This window comes from Rhizobium acaciae (genome assembly GCF_025941625.1).
Classification (GTDB): Bacteria; Pseudomonadota; Alphaproteobacteria; order Rhizobiales; family Rhizobiaceae; genus Rhizobium; species Rhizobium acaciae.
On sequence record NZ_JAPCZO010000020.1, the window covers coordinates 25,719 to 50,794 of the forward strand.

Annotated in this window: 23 protein-coding genes and 1 tRNA gene; 17 read left to right on the forward strand and 7 right to left on the reverse strand. The window is 62.0% G+C overall.

Features of this window, described 5'->3' with window-relative positions; genetic code table 11:
* Positions 1 to 60 precede the first annotated feature (60 nt).
* The 5 genes from OLZ32_RS27600 (at position 61) to OLZ32_RS27620 (ending at position 6,256) form a co-directional block, all read left to right on the forward strand.
* Positions 61 to 1,857 carry an acyl-CoA dehydrogenase C-terminal domain-containing protein gene (locus OLZ32_RS27600; RefSeq protein ID WP_264423822.1) on the forward strand — a complete coding sequence of 599 codons (1,797 nt, stop codon included), beginning with the start codon at positions 61 to 63 and terminating at the stop codon, positions 1,855 to 1,857.
* 100 nt (positions 1,858 to 1,957) lie between these two features.
* The gene (locus tag OLZ32_RS27605) at positions 1,958 to 3,166 is read left to right on the forward strand and encodes an acetyl-CoA C-acetyltransferase (protein WP_264423824.1); all 1,209 of its coding nucleotides are present in this window, start codon (positions 1,958 to 1,960) and stop codon (positions 3,164 to 3,166) included.
* A 2-nt stretch (positions 3,167 to 3,168) separates the two neighbouring features.
* Positions 3,169 to 3,552 (forward strand): cupin domain-containing protein, encoded by a 384-nt coding sequence (locus OLZ32_RS27610; protein ID WP_264423827.1) that lies wholly within the window; start codon positions 3,169 to 3,171, stop codon positions 3,550 to 3,552.
* A gap of 16 nt (positions 3,553 to 3,568) precedes the next feature.
* Positions 3,569 to 5,782, forward strand: a complete 2,214-nt coding sequence (locus tag OLZ32_RS27615) for a 3-hydroxyacyl-CoA dehydrogenase NAD-binding domain-containing protein (protein WP_264423829.1) — start codon at positions 3,569 to 3,571, stop codon at positions 5,780 to 5,782.
* 264 nt (positions 5,783 to 6,046) lie between these two features.
* The gene (locus OLZ32_RS27620; RefSeq protein WP_003545273.1) at positions 6,047 to 6,256 is read left to right on the forward strand and encodes a cold-shock protein; all 210 of its coding nucleotides are present in this window, start codon (positions 6,047 to 6,049) and stop codon (positions 6,254 to 6,256) included.
* Between the two features lie 190 nt (positions 6,257 to 6,446).
* On the opposite strand, the gene OLZ32_RS27625 is transcribed toward OLZ32_RS27620, so the two are convergent.
* Positions 6,447 to 6,890 (reverse strand): MarR family winged helix-turn-helix transcriptional regulator, encoded by a 444-nt coding sequence (locus tag OLZ32_RS27625; protein WP_264423831.1) that lies wholly within the window; start codon positions 6,888 to 6,890, stop codon positions 6,447 to 6,449.
* Between the two features lie 115 nt (positions 6,891 to 7,005).
* Here OLZ32_RS27625 and OLZ32_RS27630 point away from each other — a divergent pair, with 115 nt between their 5' ends.
* Both OLZ32_RS27630 and OLZ32_RS27635 read left to right on the forward strand, forming a co-directional pair.
* Complete coding sequence (locus OLZ32_RS27630) at positions 7,006 to 7,410, forward strand: GFA family protein (RefSeq protein WP_264423833.1); 405 nt, start codon at positions 7,006 to 7,008, stop codon at positions 7,408 to 7,410.
* Between the two features lie 93 nt (positions 7,411 to 7,503).
* Positions 7,504 to 7,947, forward strand: a complete 444-nt coding sequence (locus tag OLZ32_RS27635; protein WP_264423835.1) for a YybH family protein — start codon at positions 7,504 to 7,506, stop codon at positions 7,945 to 7,947.
* Between the two features lie 7 nt (positions 7,948 to 7,954).
* On the opposite strand, the gene OLZ32_RS27640 is transcribed toward OLZ32_RS27635, so the two are convergent.
* Complete coding sequence (locus OLZ32_RS27640; RefSeq protein WP_264423838.1) at positions 7,955 to 9,157, reverse strand: MFS transporter; 1,203 nt, start codon at positions 9,155 to 9,157, stop codon at positions 7,955 to 7,957.
* A 137-nt stretch (positions 9,158 to 9,294) separates the two neighbouring features.
* On the opposite strand from OLZ32_RS27640, the gene OLZ32_RS27645 reads away from it, so the two are divergent.
* On the forward strand, positions 9,295 to 9,852 hold the full coding sequence (locus OLZ32_RS27645; protein WP_164024904.1) for a TetR/AcrR family transcriptional regulator: 558 nt from the start codon (positions 9,295 to 9,297) through the stop codon (positions 9,850 to 9,852).
* Between the two features lie 111 nt (positions 9,853 to 9,963).
* On the opposite strand, the gene OLZ32_RS27650 is transcribed toward OLZ32_RS27645, so the two are convergent.
* Complete coding sequence (locus OLZ32_RS27650; RefSeq protein ID WP_264423841.1) at positions 9,964 to 13,506, reverse strand: PAS domain-containing hybrid sensor histidine kinase/response regulator; 3,543 nt, start codon at positions 13,504 to 13,506, stop codon at positions 9,964 to 9,966.
* A 222-nt stretch (positions 13,507 to 13,728) separates the two neighbouring features.
* Between OLZ32_RS27650 and mscL the strand changes: the two genes are divergently transcribed.
* The 5 genes from mscL (at position 13,729) to OLZ32_RS27675 (ending at position 19,894) form a co-directional block, all read left to right on the forward strand.
* Positions 13,729 to 14,166, forward strand: a complete 438-nt coding sequence (gene mscL / locus OLZ32_RS27655) for a large conductance mechanosensitive channel protein MscL (protein WP_264423842.1) — start codon at positions 13,729 to 13,731, stop codon at positions 14,164 to 14,166.
* Between the two features lie 123 nt (positions 14,167 to 14,289).
* Positions 14,290 to 15,456, forward strand: a complete 1,167-nt coding sequence (locus OLZ32_RS27660) for a pyridoxal phosphate-dependent aminotransferase (protein ID WP_264423843.1) — start codon at positions 14,290 to 14,292, stop codon at positions 15,454 to 15,456.
* Positions 15,457 to 15,652: 196 nt separating this feature from the next.
* Positions 15,653 to 16,687 (forward strand): UDP-glucose 4-epimerase GalE, encoded by a 1,035-nt coding sequence (gene galE / locus OLZ32_RS27665; protein WP_003545285.1) that lies wholly within the window; start codon positions 15,653 to 15,655, stop codon positions 16,685 to 16,687.
* A 109-nt stretch (positions 16,688 to 16,796) separates the two neighbouring features.
* A complete protein-coding gene (locus OLZ32_RS27670; RefSeq protein WP_264423845.1) occupies positions 16,797 to 18,758 on the forward strand; it encodes a putative bifunctional diguanylate cyclase/phosphodiesterase in 1,962 nt (653 codons plus the stop codon).
* Positions 18,759 to 18,841: 83 nt separating this feature from the next.
* Positions 18,842 to 19,894, forward strand: coding sequence for an enoyl-CoA hydratase/isomerase family protein (locus OLZ32_RS27675; protein WP_264423847.1), 1,053 nt, complete (start codon positions 18,842 to 18,844; stop codon positions 19,892 to 19,894).
* Positions 19,895 to 19,905: 11 nt separating this feature from the next.
* Here OLZ32_RS27675 and OLZ32_RS27680 read toward each other — a convergent pair whose 3' ends face one another.
* A complete protein-coding gene (locus tag OLZ32_RS27680) occupies positions 19,906 to 21,963 on the reverse strand; it encodes an ATP-dependent helicase (protein WP_264423849.1) in 2,058 nt (685 codons plus the stop codon).
* 107 nt (positions 21,964 to 22,070) lie between these two features.
* The gene (locus OLZ32_RS27685) at positions 22,071 to 22,337 is read right to left on the reverse strand and encodes a hypothetical protein (RefSeq protein ID WP_264397592.1); all 267 of its coding nucleotides are present in this window, start codon (positions 22,335 to 22,337) and stop codon (positions 22,071 to 22,073) included.
* A 176-nt stretch (positions 22,338 to 22,513) separates the two neighbouring features.
* Here OLZ32_RS27685 and OLZ32_RS27690 point away from each other — a divergent pair, with 176 nt between their 5' ends.
* Positions 22,514 to 22,774: a BON domain-containing protein gene (locus tag OLZ32_RS27690; protein WP_264423851.1), complete on the forward strand. Its 261-nt coding sequence runs from the start codon at positions 22,514 to 22,516 to the stop codon at positions 22,772 to 22,774.
* A 156-nt stretch (positions 22,775 to 22,930) separates the two neighbouring features.
* Entirely contained in the window at positions 22,931 to 23,194 is a 264-nt protein-coding gene (locus tag OLZ32_RS27695) for a hypothetical protein (RefSeq protein WP_264423853.1), read from the forward strand.
* Between the two features lie 240 nt (positions 23,195 to 23,434).
* Here the strand turns inward: OLZ32_RS27695 and OLZ32_RS27700 are convergent, their stop codons facing one another.
* Positions 23,435 to 23,677 (reverse strand): DUF982 domain-containing protein, encoded by a 243-nt coding sequence (locus OLZ32_RS27700; protein WP_018486318.1) that lies wholly within the window; start codon positions 23,675 to 23,677, stop codon positions 23,435 to 23,437.
* 256 nt (positions 23,678 to 23,933) lie between these two features.
* On the opposite strand from OLZ32_RS27700, the gene OLZ32_RS27705 reads away from it, so the two are divergent.
* Positions 23,934 to 24,371, forward strand: coding sequence for a hypothetical protein (locus OLZ32_RS27705; RefSeq protein WP_130654545.1), 438 nt, complete (start codon positions 23,934 to 23,936; stop codon positions 24,369 to 24,371).
* A gap of 263 nt (positions 24,372 to 24,634) precedes the next feature.
* Here OLZ32_RS27705 and OLZ32_RS27710 read toward each other — a convergent pair.
* Positions 24,635 to 24,709: transfer RNA gene (locus OLZ32_RS27710), tRNA-Thr, on the reverse strand.
* Positions 24,710 to 24,862: 153 nt separating this feature from the next.
* Between OLZ32_RS27710 and OLZ32_RS27715 the strand changes: the two genes are divergently transcribed.
* Positions 24,863 to 25,057, forward strand: coding sequence for a hypothetical protein (locus OLZ32_RS27715; protein WP_012755987.1), 195 nt, complete (start codon positions 24,863 to 24,865; stop codon positions 25,055 to 25,057).
* Positions 25,058 to 25,076: the final 19 nt, after the last annotated feature.

The following is a 25,076-nucleotide window of genomic DNA, read 5'->3' on the forward strand; positions in this document are numbered from 1 at the left end:
TTGTAAGACAGTGCCCAAGGCCGGCGCGACCCGGTCAGCCGAATGGGAGGAATTTGAGAGATGCCAGTCTATAAGGCCCCGGTAAACGATACGCTCTTCGTCCTGAACGACGTGCTGGGTCTCGAACGCTACAACAATCTGCCGGGCTTTGCCGATGCGACCCCTGATATGATCGAAGCGATCCTAGGTGAGGCCGGAAGGGTTGCCGAGGAAGCTCTCTTTCCGTTGAACTATTCCGGTGATCAGGAAGGCTGCACGCGCCACGACGATGCCAGCGTCTCGACGCCGAAGGGCTTCAAGGAAGCCTATAAAGCCTATCGCGAAGGCGGCTGGATCGGCCTTGCGGTGCCGGAGGAATTCGGCGGCCAGGGGCTTCCCTATACGCTGCATACCGCCGTCGGCGAATATACCTCGGCTGCCAACATGTCGCTGATGATGTATCCCGGCCTGACGCAGGGCGCGATCGCGGCACTCCTCGTCCACGGCTCCGACGAGCAGAAGGCCACCTACCTGCCGAAGATGGTGGACGGCACGTGGTCCGGCACCATGAACCTCACCGAGCCGCATTGCGGCACCGATCTCGGCATGCTGCGCACCAAGGCGGTGCCGCAGGCTGACGGCAGCTACAAGATCTCCGGCCAGAAGATCTTCATCTCCGCCGGCGAGCACGACCTGACCGACAATATCATCCATCTGGTGCTGGCCCGCATCGAGGGTGCGCCCGAGGGCACCAAGGGCATCTCGCTCTTCATCGTCCCGAAATTCCTCGTCGGCAAGGACGGCGCGGTCGGCGCCCGCAACGCTGTCTCCTGCGGCGCGATCGAGCACAAGATGGGCATCCACGCCAACGCCACCTGCGTGATGAATTACGACGAGGCGACCGGCTTCCTGATCGGCGCCGAAAACCGCGGCCTCAACGCCATGTTCGTGATGATGAACGAGGCCCGCCTGATGGTCGGCCTGCAGGGCATCGCCATTTCCGAGATCGCCTATCAGAACGCCGCCAGCTACGCCCGCGACCGCATCCAGGGCCGCTCGCTGTCGGGCCCCAAGGCGCCGGACAAGAAGGCCGATCCGATCATCGTCCATCCGGACATTCGCCGGACGCTGATGACCATCCGCGCTTTCAACGAGGCCGGCCGCGCCTTCCTGCTCTGGACTGCGCTCAAGTCTGATATCGCCCACCGCGCCACCGACGAGAAGGAGCGCCAGACGGCCGACGATATTCTCGGCCTCGTCACCCCGATCCTCAAGGGCGTGATGACCGACAAGGGCTTCGATCACGCCGTCATGGCCCAGCAGGTCTTCGGCGGCCATGGCTATATCGAAGAACACGGCATGAGCCAGTATGTGCGCGATGCCCGCATCGCCATGATCTATGAAGGCGCCAACGGCATTCAGGCGCTCGATCTCGTCGGCCGCAAGCTGGCGCTGAACGGCGGCCGCGCCGCCATGGCCCTCTTCAAGGAGATCGGTGATTTCTGTGAGGAGAACCGCGGCAACGAAAAGCTCTCCTTCTTCACCAAGCATCTGAAGAAGGGCTTGAACGACGCCCAGGGCGCGACCATGTGGTTCATGCAGAACGCCATGGCCAAACCCGACAATGCCGGCGCCGGCTCGACCGACTACATGCACCTCTTCGGCCTCGTCATTCTCGGCTATATGTGGGCGAAGATGGCCAGGGCCGCCGAGGACGGCCTTGCATCCGGCGATGCCGCCCGCGAGGATTACCTGAAGAACAAGCTGGTCACCGCCCGCTTCTTCATGGAACGCCTGATGCCGGAAACCGCACTTCGCAAGGCCCGCATCGAAGCCGGCGCCGACACGATGATGGAACTGGCCGCCGAAGCGTTTTGAGCCGGTTCTCCCTCCCCCTTGTGGGGAGGGCTGGGGAGGGGTCTTATCTCCTCCTTCCAAGATTTGAGGCAAGATAGATTGCCGTCAGGGAGATGAGACAATGACCGAGGTTTTCATTTACGACCACGTGCGTACGCCACGCGGCCGCGGCAAGAAGGACGGCGCCCTGCATGAGGTGCCTTCCGTCCGCCTCGCGGCAAAGACGCTGGAGGCCATCCGCGAGCGCAACGGGCTGGACACGGGCACGGTCGACGACATCATCATGGGCTGCGTCGATCCGGTCATGGATGCCGGCGCCGTCATCCCCAAGGCCGCCGCCTTCGAAGCCGGTTACTCCACCAAGGCGCCCGGCATGCAGATCTCCCGCTTCTGCGCCTCCGGTCTCGATGCCGTCAATTTCGGCGCCGGCAAGATCGCCCAAGGGGCCGACGATATCGTCATCGCCGGCGGTGTAGAAAGCATGTCCCGCGTCGGCCTCGGCATGTCCGGCGGCGCCTGGTTCATGGACCCGTCGGTAAATTTCCCCGCCTATTTCATGCCGCAGGGTGTCTCGGCCGATCTGATCGCCACCAAATACGGCTTCAGCAGAACCGATGTCGACGCCTACGCGGTCGAGAGCCAGAGGCGCGCCGCCCATGCCTGGGAAAAGGGCTGGTTCGGCAAATCGGTCATCCCGGTCAAGGACCAGAACGGCCTGACGATCCTGGCAAAGGATGAACACATGCGCCCCGGCACCGATATGCAGGCGCTCGCCTCCCTCAATCCGTCCTTCCAGATGCCCGGCGAGATGGGCGGCTTCGAGGCCGTCGGCATACAGGCCCATCCGGAGATCGAGCGCATCAACTATGTCCACCATGCCGGCAATTCCTCCGGCATCGTCGATGGCGCCAGCGTCGTCCTGCTCGGCTCCAAAGCCGGCGGTGAGAGCATGGGCAAGAAGCCGCGCGCCCGCATCAAGGCTTTCGCCAATATCGGCTCCGATCCGGCCCTGATGCTGACCGGGCCTGTCGACGTCACCGAGAAGCTGTTGAAACGATCAGGCATGAGCCTTTCCGACATCGACCTCTTCGAGTTGAATGAGGCCTTCGCTGCCGTGGTGCTGCGCTACATGCAGGCCTTCGACATCGACCATGACAGGATCAACGTCAATGGCGGCGCCATCGCCATGGGCCATCCGCTCGGCGCCACTGGCGCGATGATCCTCGGCACGGTGCTGGACGAACTTGAACGCCGCGACCTCAACACCGCGCTGGTGACGCTCTGTATCGGCGCCGGCATGGGCACGGCAACGGTTATCGAGAGGGTCTGACGATGGGCTTCAACACCGGCACGATCGAAACCGAATATGCCGAGGTCACCGAGCACTGGTCGCCCCGCGTCATCGCCGATCTCAACGGCCAGAGCGTCAAGCTCGCCAAGGTCCAGGGCCAGCTTGCCTGGCATTCCCACCGCGACGAGGACGAGCTTTTCCTGATCTGGAAGGGGGCGCTTACCATCGAATATCGCGACCGCCCGCATGTGCATCTGAAGGCCGGCGATTTTCATGTCGTGCCGAGAGGTGTCGAGCATAATCCGGTTGCGCCGGAGGAATGCTGGATCGTGCTTTTCGAGCCGTCGCAGACCAAGCATACCGGCGATGTCGTCACCGACAAGACGAAGACCTTAGACGCGCAGCGCAGCCATTTGCCGGCTTGATCGGGGAGGAAACCCAATGACCTACACCAATTTCACGCTCGAAACCGACGCCGACGGCATCGCTCTCGTCACCTGGGACATGCCCGGCAAATCGATGAACGTCTTCACAGCCGAGGTGATGGCCGAACTCGACGCCATCATCGACGCCACGACCGCCGATGCCGCCGTCAAGGGCGTCGTCTTCACCTCCGGCAAGTCCTCCTTCTCCGGCGGCGCTGATCTGTCGATGATCAAGTCGATGTTCAGTTCCTACCAGGAGGAGAAGGCAAAGAGCCCCGAGACGGCGGTGCAGAACCTCTTCGGTCTGGTCGGCCGCATGAGTGGCCTGTTCCGCAAACTCGAAACATCGGGCAAGCCCTGGGTGTCCGCCATCAACGGCACCTGCATGGGCGGCGCCTTCGAACTGTCGCTCGCCTGCCACGGCCGCGTCGCTTCCAATGCCAAGAGCGTCAAGATCGCGCTGCCCGAAGTGAAGGTCGGCATCTTCCCCGGCGCCGGCGGCACGCAGCGTGTGCCGCGGCTGGCGAGCGCCCAGGATGCGCTGCAGATGATGACGACCGGCCAGTCGCTGACCGGCTCCCGCGCCAAGGCGATGAATCTCGTGCACCAGGTGGTGGAGCCGGATCAGCTCATCCCCGCGGCTAAGCAGATGATCAAGGATGGCCTGAAGCCGGTCGCCCCCTGGGACGAGAAGGGCTTCAAGGCGCCGGGCGGCGGCATCTGGACGCCGGCATCTGCCCAGCTCTGGCCGGCAGCTCCGGCGATCCTGCGCCGGGAAACATCGGGCAATTATCCGGCAGCGCTTGCCATCCTGAAATGCGTCTATGAAGGCCTGCAGGTGCCGTTCGACACGGGTCTGAAGATCGAGCAGCGTTATTTCACCGAGGTGCTGCAGACCCGCGAAGCCTTCTCGATGATCCGTTCGCTGTTCATCTCTATGCAGGAGCTCGGAAAAGGCGCCCGCCGCCCGGCAGGTCATGCGAAGACCGAGCTGAAGCATGTCGGCGTCGTCGGAGCCGGTTTCATGGGTGCTTCGATTGCTTATGTCACCGCCGCCGCCGGCATTCCCGTGACGCTGATCGACCGCGACATCGAGGCGGCGACCAAGGGCAAGACCGTCTCGGAAGGCCTGGTCAAGGATTCCGTCGGTAAGGGGCGTCTTACGCAGGATGAAGCGGCTGCATTGCTCTCGCGCATCACGCCCTCGGCAGACTATACCGCCCTCGCCAATGCCGATCTCGTCATCGAGGCGGTGTTCGAGGATCGCGAAGTGAAGAAAGCGGTCATCGAGGCGGTCGAGGCCGTGCTGCCGGAAGGCGCGATCTTCGCCTCCAACACCTCGACCCTGCCGATCTCAGGTCTCGCCAAGAATTCGAAACGCCCTACCGATTTCATCGGCATCCACTTCTTCTCGCCTGTGGAGAAGATGATGCTGACCGAGGTCATCCTCGGAAGCGACACCGGCGACAAGGCACTGGCCGTTGCTCTCGATTATGTCGCTGCCATCAGGAAGACGCCGATCGTCGTCAACGACACCCGCGGCTTCTTCGTCAATCGCTGCGTGCTGCGCTACATGTCGGAAAGCTACGACATGCTGATCGAGGGCGTGCCGCCTGTGATGATCGAGAATGCCGCCAAGATGGCCGGCATGCCGGTCGGTCCGCTGGCGCTCAACGACGAGGTCGCCATCGACCTCTCGCTGAAGATCCTCAAGGCGACGGTCGCCGATCTCGGCGAAAAAGCCATCGACCCCAGGCATATGGAACTCATCTCCCGCATGGTGGAAAAGGAGGGCCGTTTCGGCCGCAAGAATTCCAAGGGCTTCTACGACTATCCGCCGAAACCGGCGAAGAAGTCCCTCTGGCCCGACCTCAAGACCTTCTACCCGCAGAAGCAGGCGGATGAGGTCGACGTCAACGTCCTCAAACAACGGTTCCTCGTCACCATCGCGCTCGAAGCCGCCCGCACCGTGGAAGAAGGCATCGTCACCGATCCGCGCGAAGCGGATGTCGGTTCGATCCTCGGCTTCGGCTTCGCGCCCTATACCGGCGGGGCGCTGAGCTATATCGACGGGATGGGTGCGAAGGCTTTCGTTGAATTGGCAGAAAAGTTAGCTGATGCTTACGGAAGTCACTTCAAGCCGACACCGCTGCTGAAGGACATGGCCGCCAAGGGCGAGACGTTTTACGGCCGGTTCGACCCCTATGCGAAAGTGGGGAAGGCGGCCTAGGCCGCCTTTGCCCATCCTGCCGCGGCGCTAAGACGTTCAACAATTATTCGACTTCACCCTCGCCATTTGAATTCGACTTTCCCTTGCTGCGGCCTTGTCACGGACACAATTTCCGATTACATGTTCGCGCATCGATCTTGCTAGATGAACTTTGAAACGGCCTCGCGTCGTTCCTGGCGAACTTCCTCCAAAATCGGTTTTCATCGCCGCTTGGCATTTATCCGAGCTGCAATCTTCTATGAACGATTCGAAAAGGATATCGTCATGAGCACAGGTACCGTAAAGTGGTTCAACGCAACCAAGGGCTTCGGCTTCATTCAGCCGGATGACGGCGCAGCCGACGTTTTCGTCCACATCTCCGCCGTTGAACGCGCTGGCATGCGCGATCTCAAGGATGGCCAGAAGCTGTCTTACGAGCTCGTCCGCGACAACAAGTCCGGCAAGATGTCGGCAGACCGCCTCCAGGCGGCCTGAGCCTTCAAGGCTCCAAATATCATCTCCGGATCGTGACCACGGATGTACTGGCACGGTTCGTTGAGATAGCAGGGAAGGTCGGGTTACCCCGGCCTTTTTTTGTGTCTGGCCGTTTGATGCCGTGCCCTTTCCCGAGAAATGCGTCCGCGCGTCGCCGGCGACAACAAGTCCCGCAAGACAGGTAAGTCGCTCAACGGCCTGCCGCCTCGTTACCCTCCAGCAACTCCATGACCCGCGCCATCACCGACCGTGCCGCATCGAGCTCGGCTGACGTAAACGCGGCGCCCAGCCCGTCGGCCCATCCGGCTTGCGCGATCTCTATGACGCCGAGCCGCGCCGCCCCTTCTTCCGTCAGTCGCACCAGCTTGGCGCGCTGGTGCTGCGGGTTGTCGGCATAGGCGATCAGCCCTTCACGCTCCAGCACGTCGGCAAGCCGCTGTACGCCCTGGCGGGCGAGGCCGAGCGCGCGGGCGATCTGCGCCACAGACATGCCGCCGCGTCGTGCCGCGGCCAGCACCTGCCAGCGCGCGCTCGTCTGTCCCGCCGGCTTTGCCAACTGGTCACCCGCCGCCGTCAGATGACCGGCGAGGCGAAGAGCGGTGATTGCGAAAGCGGAAAAAGCATCCCCCTCCATTGTTCGCTCCGGTCGATTCTGTTTGACAACATGTTGTCGATTTTGTATCTCATCCATAATGACAACATATTGTCATATACGGACACTGAAGGCAACGTCGAAGGAGGAGAGCGCCATGAAGAAAACCTACAAGGGAAGTTGCCATTGCGGCAAAGTGCATTACGAGGTGGACATGGACCTCGAGGCGGGCACCGGCCGCTGCAATTGTTCGATCTGCGCCAAGCGCCGCTATTGGGGCGCCAACGTCAAGCCGGAGGATTTCCGGCTGATGTGTGACCAGGCGGAAACGTCCGACTACCAGTTCCACACCAGGAGCGGTCATCATCGCTTCTGCCGCACCTGCGGTGTGCCAGCCTATGGCGACGGTTATGTCGAACAAATCGGCGGCGCCTATGTCTCGATCAACATCGCCTGCCTCGACGATATCACCCCTGAGGAACTGGCAGCACTGCCTGTCCGTTATGCCGATGGCAGGCACGATGCCTGGTGGAACGAACCGGCGGTGACGAGTTATCTCTGACGCAATTCCAAAAGTGCGCAGTGGTTCTATCGCTGATGTCGGATCGTCGTCCTCCCCTTCGTCCTCTGTCCATAGCGGAGAAGGAGAACGATTGTGAAAGACGAAGACAACGCCAGGATCGAGGAAGAGGCGATCATTGCCATGCTGATGATGCGTGCCAAAGCGCTGGGTGAGAAGAACGCCAGCGACGCGCTTTCCTATGAGGCCGAGGATTCCGTTGAATTTTCGCTGGCGCCGCCGCTCGTCTACCACGGCCAGGACGAAGCGGGTCTGCAGGCCTGGTTCGATACCTGGGAAGGCCCGATCGGCGGCGAGGTGCGCGATGCCAGACTGACGGTTGGCGAGGATGTCGCCTTCTGGAGCGGCCTCACGCGCATGACCGGGACCAAGACCGATGGCGCCGCCGTCGATCTCTGGTTCCGCCAGACCCTCGGCCTCGTCAAGCAGGATGGCCGCTGGCTGGTTGCCCACCAGCATGCCTCTGTGCCCTTCGCCATGGACGGCAGCGGCCGGGCGCTGCTCGATCTCAAGCCGTGAAGGAATGTCAGGCAGCACTCCCCGCGACCTTCCGCCGGTCGGCGCGAATGCTCACCAATCCGACGCCCATCAAAAGCAGGATCGCCGTCGCATAGATATCCGTCGTCAATGCGTAACCGGCCGACTTCGCCAGGAACCCGGCAAGGATCGCCGGCAGGCTGAAGGCGAGGTAACTCTGGACGTAGAAGGCCGACAGCAGTCCGGCCCGCTCGTCCGGTTTGGCGAGCGGCATGATGGTGCCGATCGACCCGAGGAAATTGGTGCCGAAACCGACGCCGGTAAAAATCGTGCCGACGAGCAGCAACGGCACATTGGCAAGATGCACGCCGGCAACGACCGTCAGAATGCCGAGCGTCTTGGCCGACACGCCGAAAACCAGATTGGCCGAGGCCGTCTTGCTGCGCCTAAGATAGACGGCGATTGCTCCGCTCACCATCAATGCGGTGACGACGGCCCCGCCCGTCAGCGGCGCCCGACTGCCTGTTGTGCTGGCGACCAAGGACGGGACCAGCGAGAGATAGAAGCCGGCAAGCGTCCAGTTGGCGATGTTGATCGGTGTCACCAACGAGAGCGGTCGCTTCACCTGCTTGGGAATGGTGACCCGCGGGATCAGCGAGCCGAGTGCGCCCGGCCGCGTGCCGCCGGTCTCGTGCGTCAGCCAGATGACCGCTGCCTGCAGCGTGAAGGCGACAAACAACAGCGCATAGACCAGATGCATCGGGAAGGGGCCGTATTGGATCAGGGCGCTGGTGCCGACCGCACCCACCGCCATACCGCAAAGCGGCGCGATCGAATTGACGATCTGTCCCTTTGCCCTGTCGACATCGACCAGCGCCGCGCCGATCGAGGCGCCGGCGATCCCGGTTGCCAGCCCCTGCACGATCCGCGCCGCGATCAGCCAGCCGGGACCGCTCGCGACAACAAAGAGCGCCATGGCGACGATTTCGAGCACGAGGGCGAAGAAGATCACCGGCTTGCGGCCGAGGTGGTCGGAGATCGAACCGGCGGTCAGCAGCGCCGCCAACAGCGCGAAGGCGTAGACCGCAAAGATCACCGTGATCAGCACCGGCGAGACGGAGAAGTTCTCCTGATAGATCCGATAGAGCGGCGTCGGCGCCGCGGAGGCGCCGAAGAAAGTCGCGAGTGTCAGCGCATGAAAGCCGATCGAGGGGCGTGGCGAATTCTCGGTGGATTTGGCTGCGGCGAACATATATAAGCCTCTTAAAGCTAAGCCGTTGCGTTAGCTTGTGTAGAGCAGGCATTTCGTAAAAGCAAATTCTTTGCATTAATAGGTCTGTCAAAGATTTTGAACCATCGGTGTCAGGGGGCGAAAGTCGGGTTGCACGCATGACAGTGAAAGAGAATCTCCGTCCGGGCGGCAGAAGCGCCCGGGTTCAGGCATCGGTGCACAAGGCGGTCCGCGAGCTGATGGCCGAGATGAGCCGTGCCGAGGTGACGATCCCGCTGATTGCCGGCAAGGCGGGGGTAACGCCGTCGACCATCTATCGCCGCTGGGGTGACCTGCAGGAGCTTCTTGCCGATGTCGCCGTCGATCGGCTGCGGCCGGATATGCAGCCGATCGATGCCGGCAGCGGCAAGGCCGATCTCGAAACCTGGGCCGAGCAATATGCCGAGGAAATGTCCTCCGGCCCGGGCCGCGAGATGATCCGCGACGTGCTGGCGGCGCAGGCGGGCGCGAATGCCTGTAAATGCAGCGAATATACCCGCCAGCAGATCGACGTCATCGCCGAGAGGGCAAAGGCCCGCGGCGAGGCCTTTCCGGATGTCGAGCGCGTCATGGACCAGGTCGTGGCGCCAATCATGTACCGCATCCTGTTCGGCGATGTGCCGGCGACAAAACGCGTGCGCGATCTGGTTGCGCGTGTCATGAGCACGACGGACTAAGAGCAATTCCAGCAAAAGTGTGTAGCGGTTTTGCGTCCGGAATTGCGTGAAAACAAAGAGATAGGGCATCTCCGTGATTCGGAGAAAAACGGAAATGCTCTAAGTTTGCGCTTACTCCGCGGCGGCGCGCTTGATGCCGGAAATCTGGGTGATATAGGCGCGCAGCGCCGCCGGCCGCACCGGTTTGTGCTGAACGGCGATACCGTGTCGCTCGGCCTCGCTGCGCACCTCCGGCGTGCGGTCGGCCGTGATCAGCAAAGCGGGGATATCGGCGCCGAACTGCCGGCGCAGATGCAGGATCGCGGCAATGCCGGTGCCGTCGCCGAGATGATAATCGGCGATGACGATGTCAGGCGGTCCCTCCTGGCCATCGACGGCGGTGACCTCGGCGAGGCAATTGAGCGACTCCGCCTCGCAGCCCCAGCCGCTGATCAAGAGCCGCATGCCTTCGAGGATTTTCGGCTCGTTATCGATGCAGAGGATCTTCAACCCGCTCAGCGGCTGGCCGGAACGGTCGGCGGGCGTAACCGCTGCTGCGGCCGCGGCCGGGCGCGAGATGTCGAGCGGCATGGCAATGCGGAATTCCGTGCCCTTGCCATGCGTCGACTGGAGCTCGACCGGATGGTTGAGCACGCGGGCGATGCGATCGACGATCGACAGGCCGAGCCCGAGGCCGGAGGCGGTTTTCGCGCCTTCGTCCAGCCGCGCGAATTCCTTGAACACGGTGCGGAATTTCGACGGCGGGATACCGATGCCGGAATCGATGACCTGGATGATCACCTGGTTGCCGCGCCGCCGCGCCCCGACCAGCACCTTGCCGGTGATCGTGTATTTGATGGCGTTGGAAACCAGGTTCTGCACCAGTCTTCGCAGCAGATTGGGATCGGAGCGGACGCGCAACGACGTCGGCATGACCACCAGCTTCAGCTGCTTTTCGCGAGCGATCGGCGCGAAATCGGTCTGCATACGCTCCAGCAGGTCGGAGAGCGCGACGGAGGCGAGCCGCGGCCGCATCGCGCCGGTATCGAGCCTGGATATATCGAGCACCGCGCCGAGAATGGTCTCGACCGATTCCAGCGCGGAATCGATGTTGCGCACGATCGGGGCGTTGTCGGATTGCGCCATGCGCTCGACCAAGGCCGAGGAATAGAGCCGGGCGGCGTTGAGCGGCTGCAGGATATCGTGGCCGGCGGCGGCGAAAAAGCGTGTCTTGCCGATATTCGCCTCGTCGGCGGCGGCGCGCGCCTCGCCGAGTTCGCGGTTGACGCGGGTAAGCTCGGCCGTGCGTTCGGCGACGCGCTGCTCCAGCGTCTCATTTGCCTGTTTCAGCGCTTTGTCGGCACTGACGCGCTGGGTGATGTCGGTGAAGGTGGCGACGATGCCCTTGTCGGGCATGGCGTTGGAGCGCACCTCGATGATCCGCTCACCGCCGCCGAGCACCAGCGAGAAAGGTTTGTCGAGCGTCAGGAAATGTCGCACCGTCTGGCTGAGATCGCCGGGCGCGATATCGCCGCGCTGGCTGAGCGTGGTAACGATTTCGGACAAGGGAAAACCGACCTGGCCGGCATTCTCGGGCAGGTCCAGCAATTGCCGGAAGCGCCGGTTCCAGATCGTCAGCCGGTTGGAACTGTCGAAGACGGCAATGCCCTGGTCCATCTGCGAAAGGGCCGTCTGCAGCATGTCCTGGTTATATTGCAGCGCCTCGCTCGCCTGGTCGAGCAGCCAGGCCGTGTCGGAAGAGGCATCCTCGATCTTCTGCAGGATCAATGACAGCACCAGCCGGGCCGAGGACGAGCCGATGGCGCTGCCGAGCAGCTGTTCGCTGAAGTGGATGAGCGCCATGTCGGCCGGCTGTTCATCTTCGAGCTTGCGGCCGGAGCTTTGTTCGTAGGTCGTGAGCGAGCGCTGCATGCGCTCTTCGCCGAGATAGCGCGAGATCGCCGCCTTGAGATCGCCGACGCTGATGCGGGTCTTCCAGCCGCGCGTGGCAAATTGCGAGCGCGAATGCCGCTTGACGAAGATGCCGGCCTGGATGCGCTCCAGCGGCTTGGCGTTGCGGGTGAGCGAGCCGACGACGAAGAAGGCGCTATTGACCAGCAGGCTCATCGCCGTCGCATTGACCAGCGGATCGGCGTCGGGCGCGGTGAACAGGGTAGTCCCGGGAAAGATGAAGCCGAGCACGGCGCTCGCCACATAGGAATAATCGGGGCCGCCGAGCGAGGGCAGGAACAGCAGGTAGATCCAGATGACGAAGCCGGAGGTCAGCCCGAGGATCGCGCCGCGCGCATTCGCCCGCCGCCAGATCAGCCCGCCGAACAGCGCTGGGGCGATCTGCGCGATCGCGGCAAAGGAAAGAAGGCCGATCGAGGCAAGGCCGGCGGTGCTGTCGGTCGAGCGGTAATAGGCGTAGCCGAACAGCAACACCGCGAAGATGGCGCTGCGGCGGATATTGAGCAGCGTCTTGGCGAAATTGTCGCGTTGGCCGGCGCGGCCGGCGAGTTTGCGCCTGAGGAAGATCGGCATGATGATGTCGTTCGACACCATGATCGATAATGCGACGGAATCGACGATGACCATCGCCGTTGCGGCGGAGAAACCGCCGATGAAGATGATCAGCGAAATGACGGGCATCTGGCCGGCAAGCGGCAGCGACAGCATGTAGAAATCGGCATTGCCGGTGCCGCCGAAGGTCAGCAGCCCGCCGATCGCCACCGGAAGCACGAAGAGATTGATGGCGATCAGATAGGTGGGAAACAGGAAGCCTGCGAGTTTCAACTGTTTCGGGGTTCGGTTTTCGACAACCGTCACGTGGAATTGCCGCGGCAGCAGGATGATCGCAAAGGCCGACAAGACGATCAGGGTGATCCAGCGGCTGATCGGCGTATGGTAGCTGAGCGCCGACATGACCAGCTCGTTGTCGACGGTCTTGCGCCAGAGATCGGTCGGGCCATCGAACAGAAACCAGATGACGCAGACGCCGGCCGTCAGGAAGGCGACGAGCTTGACCACGGATTCCATCGAGACGGCGAGGATGAGGCCATCCTGATGCTCCGTCGCATCCGTATGCCGCGTGCCGAACATGATGGCGAAACAGGCAAGCACCAGCGTCGCGGCGAGCGGCAGGTCGAGGAAATAAAGATTACCGCTGCCGATGCCGTAATCGGACGGATTGACCATGGCGCTGACGGTGCTGGAGATCGCCTTGAGCTGCAGCGCGATATAAGGAATGGCGCCGATCAGCGAGATCAGGGCGACGATCGTTGCGACCGTCGGGTTCTTGCCGTAGCGCGCGGCGACGAAATCGGCAACCGAGGTGAGCTTCTCCGCCTTGGCGAGCTCGATGATGCGGCGAAGCAGCGGCATGCCGAGCGTGAAGACCAGGATGGGGCCGATATAGATGCCGGCAAACTCCAACCCGCGCTGCGCCGCAAGCCCGACGCTGCCGAAATAGGTCCAGGAGGTGCAGTAGATCGCAAGGCTTAGCGCATAGACCACCGGCCATCCGCCCAGCGTGCCCGGGCCGCCTTCCAGCGTGCCCTGGCCGCCTTGCGGCGTGCCCTGGCCGCGGTTCTTGCGGTCGCCATAGCTTGCCACGGCGAAAAGCAGGAGCAGATAGCCGAAGGCAGACGCGAATATAACCCAGCCTGGAAGCATTGACCCTCCGCCGGCGCAAAACCCGCCGGGACCTCCCGCAACTTGGGTAGCTTAAGTCATTTCAGACGCTTTGAAAATTCCTGGCCGTCTAGGCCTTAAGTCAAAGACCGCGGGAGAGGTATTGCCGAATAATTGCGATTGCCGATTGATTAATTGCAATGAAGATGTAGCTAATAAATTCCATTGCATATCTTTGAAATGGATCGAAGGGAGACGGATCCGATGCTCAATGAGTTCAAGGCCTTTATCGCCCGCGGCAATGTCATGGATCTTGCAGTGGGCGTCATCATCGGCGGCGCCTTCGGTGGTATCGTCAAATCTTTGGTGGATGACCTTATCATGCCGATCGTCGGCGCCATTTTCGGCGGCTTCGATTTTTCGAATTACTTCCTCCCGCTCTCGTCGGCCGTCAACGCGCAGTCGCTCGCCGCCGCCCGCGAGCAGGGAGCGGTGTTTGCCTATGGCAGCTTCCTCACCGTGCTCATCAACTTCCTCATTCTCGCCTGGATCATCTTTCTGATGGTCAAGGGCGTGAACACCATGCGTGCCCAGATCGAGCGCCAGGAAAAGGCGGCACCGGAAGAGCTGCCCCCGCCGCCGGCAGACGTTCAGCTGCTGACGGAAATCCGCGATCTTCTCGCCACTCGCCCGACGGCTTGATCCGGGCTGGAGCCCGTCCGTTCCGGCCGGGCTCAATCATCACCAAAATCGATATGCCATCACCGGATATCATGAGATTTGCCGGCGCAAGTCCGCTATGAAAGGCGGAAACCGGAGATATGCATGTCGATCGTCAGCAGCCTTAGCCCGCGCGCCCTGGCGGCGCCCGAAAGCGGGATCGTCGAACTCGTCAATTATGCCCGTGGCCGCGAAGGCCTGCTGCCGCTCTGGGTGGGTGAAGGCGATCTGCCGACGCCCGATTTCATCAGCCGGGCGGCAATGGACGCGCTTGCCGCCGGCGAGACCTTCTACACCTGGCAGCGCGGCATTCCGGAGCTTCGCCAGGCGCTTTCGGATTATTACGACAGACATTTCGAAATCCGGCTTCCGGTCGAGCATTTCTACGTCACCGGTTCCGGCATGCAGGCGATCCAGATCGCCGTGCAGGCGTTGACCTCGCCGGGCGACGAACTGGTTTACCTCTCGCCTTCCTGGCCGAACATCGCCGCCGCCCTGGAGATAGCAGGTGCGCGCTCGCTCAGTGTCGAGCTGCAGTTCGAAGGCGGCAAATGGGCGGTCGATCTTGACCGCATCGAAGCCGCGATCACCGCGAAGACCAAGGGCATCTTCATCAACACGCCGTCGAACCCGACGGGCTGGACCGCAACGAAGCAGGATCTTGGCGATATCCTGGCGCTTGCCCGCAGGCACGACCTCTGGATCATGGCGGATGAAATCTACGCCCGCTACTATTTTGCCGGCCACCGCGCCCCCTCGTTTCTCGATGTGATGGAACCGGACGACAAGATCATCTTCGTCAATTCCTTCTCGAAGAACTGGTCGATGACCGGCTGGCGCGTCGGCTGGATCGTAGCACCCCCTGAGATGGGACAGGTGCTCGAAAACCTCATCCAGTATTCGACATCGGGCGTGGCGCAGTTCATGCAGAAGGGCGCCGTCGCAGCCCTTGATCAAGGCGACGATTTCGTCGCTGCCAATATCGCCAAGGCGGCCCGCTCCCGCGATATTCTCTGCGATGCGCTTGTCGCCACCAACCGCGTCGAGACACTGAAACCGGATGGTGCGATCTACGCCTTCCTGAAGATCGACGGCGTCGCCGACAGCCGCAAGGCAGCGCTCGACATCGTCGACAAGACAGGCGTCGGCCTTGCTCCCGGCACCGCTTTCGGACCGGGCGGCGAACTCTTCCTGCGCGCCTGTTTTCTGCGCGATCCAGCGCAGGTGGCGATCGCGGCCGAGCGCCTCTGCGACTATATCCTCAAGCTCTGAGAAGCGTCGGCCAAGTCGATTTTGTGCCGGAATCGCCGGATCGATAAAACTCTAGCAAAGCCGGAAATCGGCCTCTAACCACGACTCCAAACTTACCCGTTCAAAGGCCTTCCAAAGGCCGCTCGATAAGAAAATTGGAAAGAAAAACCGGCGCCTGATGCCCCTGCTTATAAAAACGAAAGCGGGGATGTGGGACATGGCGGTTTTGGTGACGGGCGGAGCCGGTTATATCGGCAGTCACATGGTTTGGGCGCTGCTCGATGCGGGCGAGGATGTGGTCGTGCTCGACCGCCTCTCCACGGGCTTTCGCTGGGCCGTGGCGCCGGCGGCGCGTTTCTATCTCGGCGACGTTGCCGATCCCGACATATTGAAAAAGGTCTTCATCGAAAACGACATCGAGGCGATCATCCATTTCGCCGGCTCCGCCGTCGTCCCGGTCTCGGTCGCCGATCCGCTCTCCTACTACGACAACAATTCCGGCAAGACCCGGGCGCTGCTGAGCGCTTCGGTCAAGGCCGGTATCCGCAACTTCGTCTTCTCCTCGACGGCGGCCGTCTACGGCCAGCAAAAGACCGACCTGCCGGTGAAGGAGACGGCCCCCCTCAACCCGGAAAATCCTTACGGCCAGTCGAAGCTGATGACCGAGTTCATGCTGCGCGACGCCGCCGCCGCCTATGATTTCAACTATGTTGCGCTTCGCTACTTCAACGTCGCCGGCGCCGACCCGCACCACCGGGCCGGCCAGTCGACCTCAGGCGCCACGCACCTCATCAAGGTCGCCTGCGAGGCGGCACTCGGCAGGCGCGACAGCGTCAATGTCTACGGCATCGATTATCCCACCCATGACGGCACCGGCGTGCGCGACTACATCCACGTCAGCGATCTCGTCGATGCACATCTGAAAGCGCTGCAGCATCTGCGCAGAGGCAAGGGCTCACTCGTTGCCAATTGCGGTTATGGCAGCGGCTATTCGGTGCTCGACGTGCTGAACATGGTCACCCGCCTGCACGGACATTCCTTCAAGATCCACATGGCGCCGCGGCGCGCCGGCGATTCGGCAAGCGTCGTCGCAGACGCTTCCCTCGCCCGCCAGGTGCTCGACTGGAAGCCCAGATACGATTCGCTGGAAACCATCGTCCAGAGTTCGCTCGATTGGGAACTGTTCCTGTCGAACAAGAACGTCGACGACCTGCACAGCATCCACCGGGCACTGGCCGCCGCTTCGTTCTGATGCAAGAGCCCGTTTACCATCCCCGCGCATTCGGGGGTCTGCATGCCGTAACGTGAATAAGGAAAAATCAAGCTTTCTCTGGCTGGCTCGGGCCAACGGAAAAGAGACGATGAAGAACTTTCTGGCCTCATTGCAGCTGCAAAAAGACAATCCGACGCTTCTGCTGGCGCAGTTCCGAGCCCTGTCGTCGCAGATCCCCATTCTCTATGTCCTGCTGATCATCAATGCCCTTGCGGTGGCGATCACCCACCTCAAATCCGCGCCCCTTTGGCTCTCGCTCTACATTCCCGTGGCCTTGAGCGTCGTCTGTGTCTTCCGTCTCTGCTGGTGGGAGATCCGGGGCAAGGAAAACGTTACCCCCGAGCGGGCCTACAGGCTGATGAAGCTCACGATATCAGGAGCCGGCATCCTGGCCGTCGCCTTCGGCGGCTGGGCGATCGCGCTTTACCAATATGGCGATGCTTCCCAGCAGGGTCAGATCGCCTATTTCCTCGTGGTGACGGGCATTTCCTGCATCTTTTGCCTGATGCACCTGCCGATGGCGGCAGCGCTGACCACGGTCATCACCTTCGCGGCCATGGTCGCGACCTTCCTGTTCTCGGGCAATCCCGTTTTCGTCGCGACGGCCATCAGCGGCCTCTTCCTGATCCTGCCCTTCCTCCGGGTGATCAACAGCTATTTCCAGAATTTCGTCGGTCTGGTGCAATTGACCGAGGAACTGAAGAAGAAGCAGGCGGAAGCCGAAGAGCTGAACCTCGTCAACAGCCGCAACGCGCTGCATGACCAGCTGACCGGCCTTGCCAATCGCCGCAGCTTCTTTCTCTCGCTGGAAAAACGGCTGCAGAAGGATCCGTCCTCGCCACCCGTCCTCGGCATTCTCGACCTCGACGGCTTCAAGCCGGTCAACGACGTCTTCGGCCATGCCGCCGGGGACCTCGTGCTCAAGGAGACGGCCCGCCGCTTCGTCGCGCTGGTCGGCGAAGAGGGCATCGTCTCCCGTCTCGGCGGCGATGAGTTCGGGATCATCTTCCCCTGCTCGATGACACGCAAGGCGATCGCCGATCTCGGCCTGGCGCTCTGTGCGGCCGTCCGCGACCCTTTCGAAATTCCCGACGGCTCGGTCCGCGTTTTCGGCTCCTGCGGCATCGTCTATCCCGATATCGGCACATACACCGCCGAGGATCTCTACGAGAAGGCCGATTTCGCCCTCTACCAGGTCAAGAGCAAGCGCAGCAGCGGCGTCGAATTCTTTTCAGCCGAGCACGAGAAGATCCTGACGCAGCGCTACCTGATCGAACTCGAGCTGCAGGCGAATGATTTCGCCAAGGAATTGAAACTCGAGTATCAGCCGATCGTCGAGCTGAAGAGCGGCCGCGTCGTCGCCTACGAGGCGCTCGCCCGCTGGGACAGCGCCCGCTTCGGCCGCATCAGCCCAGACGCCTTCATTCCGGCGGCCGAGCGCACGGCCGTCATCGGCCGCATGACGCGCATCCTTTTCGCCAAGGCGCTCGAAGCGCTGGCGATCATTCCACGGAATCTCAGGCTGTCCTTCAATCTCTCGGCGCGCGATATTTGCGACCACGAGACCTCGATGGCGCTGCTGGCCATGATCACTCGCTCCGGCATTGATCCGAAGCGCATCGAGTTCGAGATTACCGAGACCGCATTGCTCTCCGATTTCGACACCGCCGACCAGGTGATCACTATGCTGCGCGCTGCCGGCATCTCGATCGCGCTAGACGATTTCGGCACCGGCTATTCGAGCCTCAGCCATATTCATCGTCTCGGCTTCGACAAGCTGAAGATCGACAAGTCCTTCGTGATGAATTTCGATCGTGACGCCCGTTGCATGAACATCACCCGCTCGGTCGCCAATCTCTGCCAGAATCTCGGCATTGTCTCGGTCGCCGAAGGCGTCGAAAGTGAAGAGATCGCCGAGGGATTGAAGGCGATGGGCGTTCGTCTGGCGCAGGGCTATCATTTCTCGCGGCCGCTGCCGCTCGAACTTGCCATCGACTACGCTCTCAGGTGCGAGGCCGAAGCTTCCGCCCGCAATTCGCTCTCTGCCTGAACGATCGATCTCGATCCCCCGCAAATCGACTGGAGTGATGCTTCACCGTCGTCTATTCATGGTCTCAACAGATGAGGTGGACCATGCATGACGGCGAAGTCATCATTGAACGGCGGGGGACAGCGGGCGTGATCCGGCTCAACCGGCCGCGGGCGCTGAACAGCCTGACGCTGCCGATGATCCGGGCGATCACTACGGCCCTTCACGACTTTGCCGATGATCTCGAGGTGGCAAGCGTCGTGATGGTGGGGGAGGGCGAACGCGGCTTCTGCGCCGGCGGCGATATCCGCGCTCTGCATGAGAGCGCCCGCGCCGGCGATGGCCTGGCGGCAAGCTTCTGGCGCGAGGAGTTCCGCCTCAACCATATGATTGCCGCCTATCCCAAACCCTATGTCGCGCTGATGGACGGCATCACCATGGGCGGCGGCGTCGGCCTGTCCTCGCATGGCCGCCACCGCGTCGTCACCGAGCGCACGCGGCTTGCCATGCCCGAAACCGGCATCGGCTATGTCCCGGATGTCGGCGCCACCTGGCTGTTGCCGCGGGCGCCCGGCGAAGCCGGAACATGGCTCGGCCTGACAGGGCTTGATATTGGCGCGGCCGATGCGATCCACGCTGGGCTTGCCGACCTTCAGATCGCGTCGTCGCGGCTCGGCGAAGCGATCGATGCTCTCTCCGGCCTGCCGCGCGCCAGCTCATCCGGCGATGTCGATGCCGTACTGCAGGCGCTTTCGGAGCCTCAGGGAGAAAGCCGGCTCAGGCAGAACGCGGCGATGATCGATCGCGCATTTGGTTTCGACAGCGTCGAGGAGGTCCTGGCAGCCCTCGCCGAAGAGGAAGGCGAATTCGCCGCCGAGACGCGCCGGGTGCTGCTGACGCGTTCACCTACCAGCCTGAAGCTCGCTTTGCGGCTGCTCAGAGCCGGCCGCCGCAGCGCCTCGCTGGCCGAATGCCTCGGCCGCGAACTCGGCGCCTGCCTGCAGATGTTGGACAATCCCGATTTCTTCGAGGGCATCCGCGCCGCCGTCATCGACAAGGACCGCAATCCGAAATGGTCGCCGGCGTCAGTCGAGGCCGTGGAGCCCGCAAGGGTCGAATTTTTCCTGAAACCGGCTGAGCCGCCGCTTTCACTCTAAACTCTATCCGGTTATCGCCACATGCCGCGCATGCGGGCGCCGACATCGATGCGCACCTGCCGCGCTTGGGCTTGCGCGGCCTCCGATTTCCCCTGCGGCCAGCTGCAGGCCTCGAAGAACTGCAGTAGGGTCGCGGGAATGAAGCGGCTGCGCGAGGCATAGACGTGCCGGTCGCCCTGCGAGTTCTGCCCATAGGTGAAGAAGCGTTGCGGCACGACGAGGTCAAGACCATCCCGGGCGCGCGTCATGGCGACATAGAGCAGCCGGCGTTCCTCTTCGATTTCAGCGGTGGTGCCGACGGCGAGATCGCTCGGTATGCATCCGTCGACGACGTTCAGCATGAACACCTTCGTCCATTCCTGGCCCTTGGCGGAATGGATGGTCGACAGGTTGAGGTAGTCTTCGTCGAGAAGCGGCACGCCCGCCTGGTCGCTGGTCGCATCCGGCGGATCGAGGGTGAGCTCGGTGAGAAAACGCTCGCGTGAGGCATAACCGCTAGCGATCTGCTCGAGCTGCAGCAGGTCGGCCTGCCGCGTCGCGGCATCCTCGTGCAGCCGTTCCAGATGCGGCGCGTACCATTGTCGCGCCAGGCCGATTTCCGCCGGCCAGCCGGCCTTGCCGGTCTTCAGCTCCTGCAGCATGGCAACGAAAGTCGTCCAGTCCTCGCCGGAGCGCGGTGGCGCGGGCATGGCGGCGAGAGCAGAAATCGGGCTGGCATCCTCGGCCATCAGGTCGAGCGTCTTCTGCGCCGTCGACGGCCCGACGCCCGGCAGGATCTGCATCAGCCGGAAGCCCGCCACCCGGTCGCGCGGGTTCTGCGCGAAGCGAAGGGCGGCCAGCATGTCCTTCACATGCGCGCTGTCGAGAAACTTCAGCCCGCCGAACTTGACGAAGGGAATGTTGCGCCGGGTCAGCTCGACCTCCAGCGGCCCACTGTGATGAGAGGCGCGGAAGAGCACGGCCTGCTGCTTGAGCGTGAGGCCTTCCTCGCGATTGTCGAGCACCATGTCGGCGACGTAGCGCGCCTGCTCGGCCTCGTCGCGCACCGTGACGAGGCGCGGCCGCTCGACCGATTGCCGCTCGGTCCAGAGATTCTTGGTGAAGCGCTCCGAGGCGAGATCGATGACGGCGTTGGCGGCGGCGAGGATCGGCTGCGTCGAGCGGTAGTTGCGGTCGAGCGTGACGATATTGGCGGCCGGGCTGAAGGCGGCGGGAAAATCGAGGATGTTGCGCACCGTCGCGGCGCGGAAGGAATAGATCGACTGTGCGTCGTCGCCGACGACGGTCAGCCCCTGGCCTTGGGGCTTCAGCGCCAGCAGGATCGAGGCCTGCAGCCGGTTGGTGTCCTGATATTCGTCGACCAGCACATGGTCGAAGCGGCTGCCGATATCCTCGGCAATCATCGCTTCGCCAACCATCTGCGCCCAGTAGAGCAGCAGATCGTCGTAATCGAGCACGTTCTGGCTCTGCTTGGCCTCGACATAACTGGCGAAGAGTTCGCGCAGCTGTTTCTCCCACGTCGCGCACCAGGGAAAGACGTCGCGCAACACGAGGTCGAGCGCGGTTTCCGAATTCACCGCCCTGGAATAGATGGCAAGGCATGTGCCCTTTGTGGGAAAGCGGCTTTCCGTCTTCGAGAAGCCGAGGTCGTGTCGGATCAGGTTCATCAGATCGGCACTGTCTTCGCGGTCGTGGATGGTAAACCCAGGATCGAGACCGATCTGCTCCGCATAATCGCGCAACAGCCGCGCGCCGATGCCGTGGAAGGTGCCGGACCAGGAAAGCGCATCCGCCATCACGCCGGCATTCGCACCAAGCACATCGCGGCAGATGCGCTCGACGCGTCGCGCCATCTCGGCGGCGGCCCGGCGCGAGAAGGTCATCAACAGGATGCGGCGGGGATCGGCGCCCTTGACGATGAGATGGGCGACCCGATGCGCCAAGGTATTCGTCTTGCCCGAGCCGGCGCCGGCAATGACCAGCAGCGGCCCGGCAATATGGCTGCCGTCGATGAGCGTGCCGTGCTCGACGGCCATGCGCTGCTGCGGATTGAGCTTTTCGAGATACATCCAGCCGTCCGGTCGGGCTCCCGCAGAATCACTGGGGAAAGATTAGATGTTCCTTGAATGTTCGCGATTGCCGCCTCTGTCAAGCGATCTGGCGCGCGAGCAACATCTCAGTCGGGGAAATCCGGGCCGATCTCGCGCCGCACCAGCTTCAGGCTGCGGTCGGGCTGAAGAATATAGGTTTCCTCCACACGCTGTCCCGTCCCGTTGTAGAACTGGTTGTAGACGGCGCTGCCGACCGGCGATTTGGTGAGCTTCGTTCGCGGCTGGCCGCCATAGGTAATGCTGCCGGGAATGGGTTCGAGCGCCGGCGTATCGGCCGAGGAACACCCGGCAAGCAATGCCCCGGCAAGCAAGGCGGGCAGAAGCGCTTTCATCGTCGTCATCCTTCTCAGACTGCCGCCAGATATGGAAACCGCGGCGTCTTTCGCCAAGGGCCGTTCGTGCCACCGCGCAGGTATCACTGTCGAGCAGGCTCTTCTTTTCCGGGGGACGCAACGAATGCGTCGCAGCGGCGTTAACAGACATCAACCTACATTAGGAAACGTTCACGGTGCTCGGCTTTCCAGCATTCACGGGGCATGGCGAGCCCGGCCGGCAGGGCCACAGCGATGCCGCGACGCGGGCCTCGGTGGAGAGCGCCCTTCATGCGGCCGCCGATTTCGAAGCCGGCGAAATCACCGTCAGCATATCGGGCTCCTATATCATCCTGGAAGGTTTCGTGCGCCGGCGGGGTGATGTCGAGCGGGCGGTCGAGATCGCTGAGGGCGTCGTCGGCCGGGGCTATGTGCGTGCGCGCTTGCTGCGACGCTAATGTATGTCGCCTAAAAGTGTGCAGCGGTTTTAGGACAACGACATGCATCAAATAAAAGTCCGGCGCCGGCTCGCGCTCATCCCTTTGCGATGCATGAAGGGAACCAAAATGCTCTCTCGCGTGTTGAAAGGCCGGACCTAAACGCTGGAGACTCTCATGCAGTTGCTTCCTCGCCTCTGGCCAACGACATTGATAGTGGGTTGCGGTGTCTTTGCCGGCTCCGCCCATGCTTCGCTGGAAACCGGCACGAATTATTCCGCTTTGCCGAAGGACCAGATCGCCCTCAACGAATATACCGGGGCCGTCGCCTGCCAGCCGGTAGAGCCTCACTATCTTCCCTCTTTCATTCGCGCGGCGGACGGCACGATCATCGGCGTCGGTTATGTCGAGATCGAGAATGAGAGCGGCGCGGATTGCTGAAAAAAGGCGGTCCTGCTCGGACGAGGCTCGCCTGCGTTTCCGCAGAGGTGACGAGCCTCTAACCATCATCATGATGGCTGGTCGTCTTCTATTGATGCAGCTGTACCAGGCGCAACGCCCTTTGCACCGAAACCCGGCACGCACTTGTTGCAGGGTTAAGCTAAAATTAATGCATTATCCCGTTCCGGCACGCTTTCGCGCCCAGAAGGCGAAAATCGCCCGAAATTCCTTGCCGAACTGCTAATGCAGCTTCAGCTTCGCCTCTTCGGCTGCCGCCAGAAACTCGGCTCTTGCTTCTTCCACGCTCTTGCGCCCGTCGAGCGCTGCCCGGCAGGTACTGCGGGCCTTGATATAACGAAGCCCGCGCACACTCGGCCACAGATCCGCCAGGCATTTCAGCGCATCGAACGGACCATTGACCGTTCGCGCATCGGCATCTTCGAAACCAACCTTGACCGGGCTGTTCCATCTTTCAGTCGCCATCGACGCTCCTCCACGATTTTCGACAGAAACGAGTGCAGCATCTCCCAGTTCCTCCAGGGAGACTTTGCGATAGTTACTCTAGCGTGATTTTTGCGGTCAACAATGGTGAATCGTCGGTTGCTGATGAGGCGAAATGTCAGCTTGAGTGAGAAGGGTTCGGCGGCGTGCACGCCGGGAGGTCTTCTACATAGTCGCAGATAAGTTGTATGGCGCTTGCGCGCTGCTACCGCTACCATGCCGGGAAATGAGGCTCGACATGGGTATAGATCGAAAATTGATCCAGGCTGCTTTTCTCGGCGGGGTGCTGGCCATGCCGGCTCTTGCTCACAGTGCAGAGATATCAGCAGAAGAGGCTTTGCTCGCGCGTATTTCCGCTGAGGCCATTCCCAAAATGCAGCGGGAATATCTGCAAGCTACGCTCCCGGTGTACGGGACGGTCATTGATCTTGGCGCCTATCTTTCGGCAGCGAAATTTGATCACTGGTATGTCGAAGGCGTGTTCGATGGAGTTCCTTTCGGGCCTCACGCACCAATTCCAGATGAAGAAGTGGTGCTGACCGGAGCATTGTTCGAACTCTGGCAGTTTTCGCCCTTCATACCTTATTATCTCGAAGTAACCGAAATCCCCGATTGTACTGCAATGCTGCCCGCTTCGTGTGGATGGCTGCCCCTCACACTAACTCTCTCCCCGTAAAAACGGGGCGAGGGAACGTGCCCTGCGAGAGGTGAGCGAGGGACGGAGAGGTCGCGGCATATCCCCTTCGCCCCGTTTACGGGGAGAAGGTGGCGGCAGCCGGATGAGGGGCTGGTCTCGCCGATCTACTAAGTCGGAATGTTGCGTGTGACGTTAAATAACGCCCTCCGCCCAGTCCACACTTTTCCAGCAGCGAACTATTGTCCACTTATCGCCCGCCTCGCTGAGGGAGAAAAGTGATTTCCCGATACCTGAGAGAAAACTGGTGCTGCCGAGTGGGATTGAACCACCGACCTCACCCTTACCAAGGGTGTGCTCTACCACTGAGCTACGGCAGCAGGACCAGGACCCGTGCGAGCCGTGTGGCTCAATCGCGAGAACGGGGGGCTATTGCCACAGCTTGGCGGCCAGCGCAAGCCGCAAATTCCAACTTCGCGTCGATTGCGATGACGGGCCTTTTGGATTGGCGCGAATTCGGCTAATCCTGTCGCATGAACGAAAAGACCGAAACCGGCCAGCAGAGCCGCAAGCAAGCGATCGAGGCACAGGCGAAATTGCGCCGCGAGCGCGCCGCCGACAAGCTCAGGGAAAATCTGGGGCGACGCAAACAGCAGGTCCGCGCCCGCCGTTCCGGCCAAGCCGACGAAACAAATGGGCTGCCCGCCGCAAAAATGGACGAATCGTAATGTTCCGTCCGTCGCGAAT

Bases quoted from the DNA above. Each gene is read 5' to 3' on its own strand.
- OLZ32_RS27700 (WP_018486318.1), bottom strand. From the start codon at position 23,677: ATGGCGACTGAAAGATGGAACAGCCCGGTCAAGGTTGGTTTCGAAGAT.
- galE (WP_003545285.1), top strand. From the start codon at position 15,653: ATGGCGGTTTTGGTGACGGGCGGAGCCGGTTATATCGGCAGTCACATG.
- OLZ32_RS27675 (WP_264423847.1), top strand. From the start codon at position 18,842: ATGCATGACGGCGAAGTCATCATTGAACGGCGGGGGACAGCGGGCGTG.
- OLZ32_RS27640 (WP_264423838.1), bottom strand. From the start codon at position 9,157: ATGTTCGCCGCAGCCAAATCCACCGAGAATTCGCCACGCCCCTCGATC.
- OLZ32_RS27680 (WP_264423849.1), bottom strand. From the start codon at position 21,963: ATGTATCTCGAAAAGCTCAATCCGCAGCAGCGCATGGCCGTCGAGCAC.
- OLZ32_RS27645 (WP_164024904.1), top strand. From the start codon at position 9,295: ATGACAGTGAAAGAGAATCTCCGTCCGGGCGGCAGAAGCGCCCGGGTT.
- mscL (WP_264423842.1), top strand. From the start codon at position 13,729: ATGCTCAATGAGTTCAAGGCCTTTATCGCCCGCGGCAATGTCATGGAT.
- OLZ32_RS27685 (WP_264397592.1), bottom strand. From the start codon at position 22,337: ATGAAAGCGCTTCTGCCCGCCTTGCTTGCCGGGGCATTGCTTGCCGGG.
- OLZ32_RS27620 (WP_003545273.1), top strand. From the start codon at position 6,047: ATGAGCACAGGTACCGTAAAGTGGTTCAACGCAACCAAGGGCTTCGGC.
- OLZ32_RS27625 (WP_264423831.1), bottom strand. From the start codon at position 6,890: ATGGAGGGGGATGCTTTTTCCGCTTTCGCAATCACCGCTCTTCGCCTC.
- OLZ32_RS27630 (WP_264423833.1), top strand. From the start codon at position 7,006: ATGAAGAAAACCTACAAGGGAAGTTGCCATTGCGGCAAAGTGCATTAC.
- OLZ32_RS27615 (WP_264423829.1), top strand. From the start codon at position 3,569: ATGACCTACACCAATTTCACGCTCGAAACCGACGCCGACGGCATCGCT.
- OLZ32_RS27695 (WP_264423853.1), top strand. From the start codon at position 22,931: ATGCAGTTGCTTCCTCGCCTCTGGCCAACGACATTGATAGTGGGTTGC.
- OLZ32_RS27605 (WP_264423824.1), top strand. From the start codon at position 1,958: ATGACCGAGGTTTTCATTTACGACCACGTGCGTACGCCACGCGGCCGC.
- OLZ32_RS27670 (WP_264423845.1), top strand. From the start codon at position 16,797: ATGAAGAACTTTCTGGCCTCATTGCAGCTGCAAAAAGACAATCCGACG.
- OLZ32_RS27650 (WP_264423841.1), bottom strand. From the start codon at position 13,506: ATGCTTCCAGGCTGGGTTATATTCGCGTCTGCCTTCGGCTATCTGCTC.
- OLZ32_RS27600 (WP_264423822.1), top strand. From the start codon at position 61: ATGCCAGTCTATAAGGCCCCGGTAAACGATACGCTCTTCGTCCTGAAC.
- OLZ32_RS27705 (WP_130654545.1), top strand. From the start codon at position 23,934: ATGGGTATAGATCGAAAATTGATCCAGGCTGCTTTTCTCGGCGGGGTG.
- OLZ32_RS27715 (WP_012755987.1), top strand. From the start codon at position 24,863: ATGAACGAAAAGACCGAAACCGGCCAGCAGAGCCGCAAGCAAGCGATC.
- OLZ32_RS27610 (WP_264423827.1), top strand. From the start codon at position 3,169: ATGGGCTTCAACACCGGCACGATCGAAACCGAATATGCCGAGGTCACC.
- OLZ32_RS27660 (WP_264423843.1), top strand. From the start codon at position 14,290: ATGTCGATCGTCAGCAGCCTTAGCCCGCGCGCCCTGGCGGCGCCCGAA.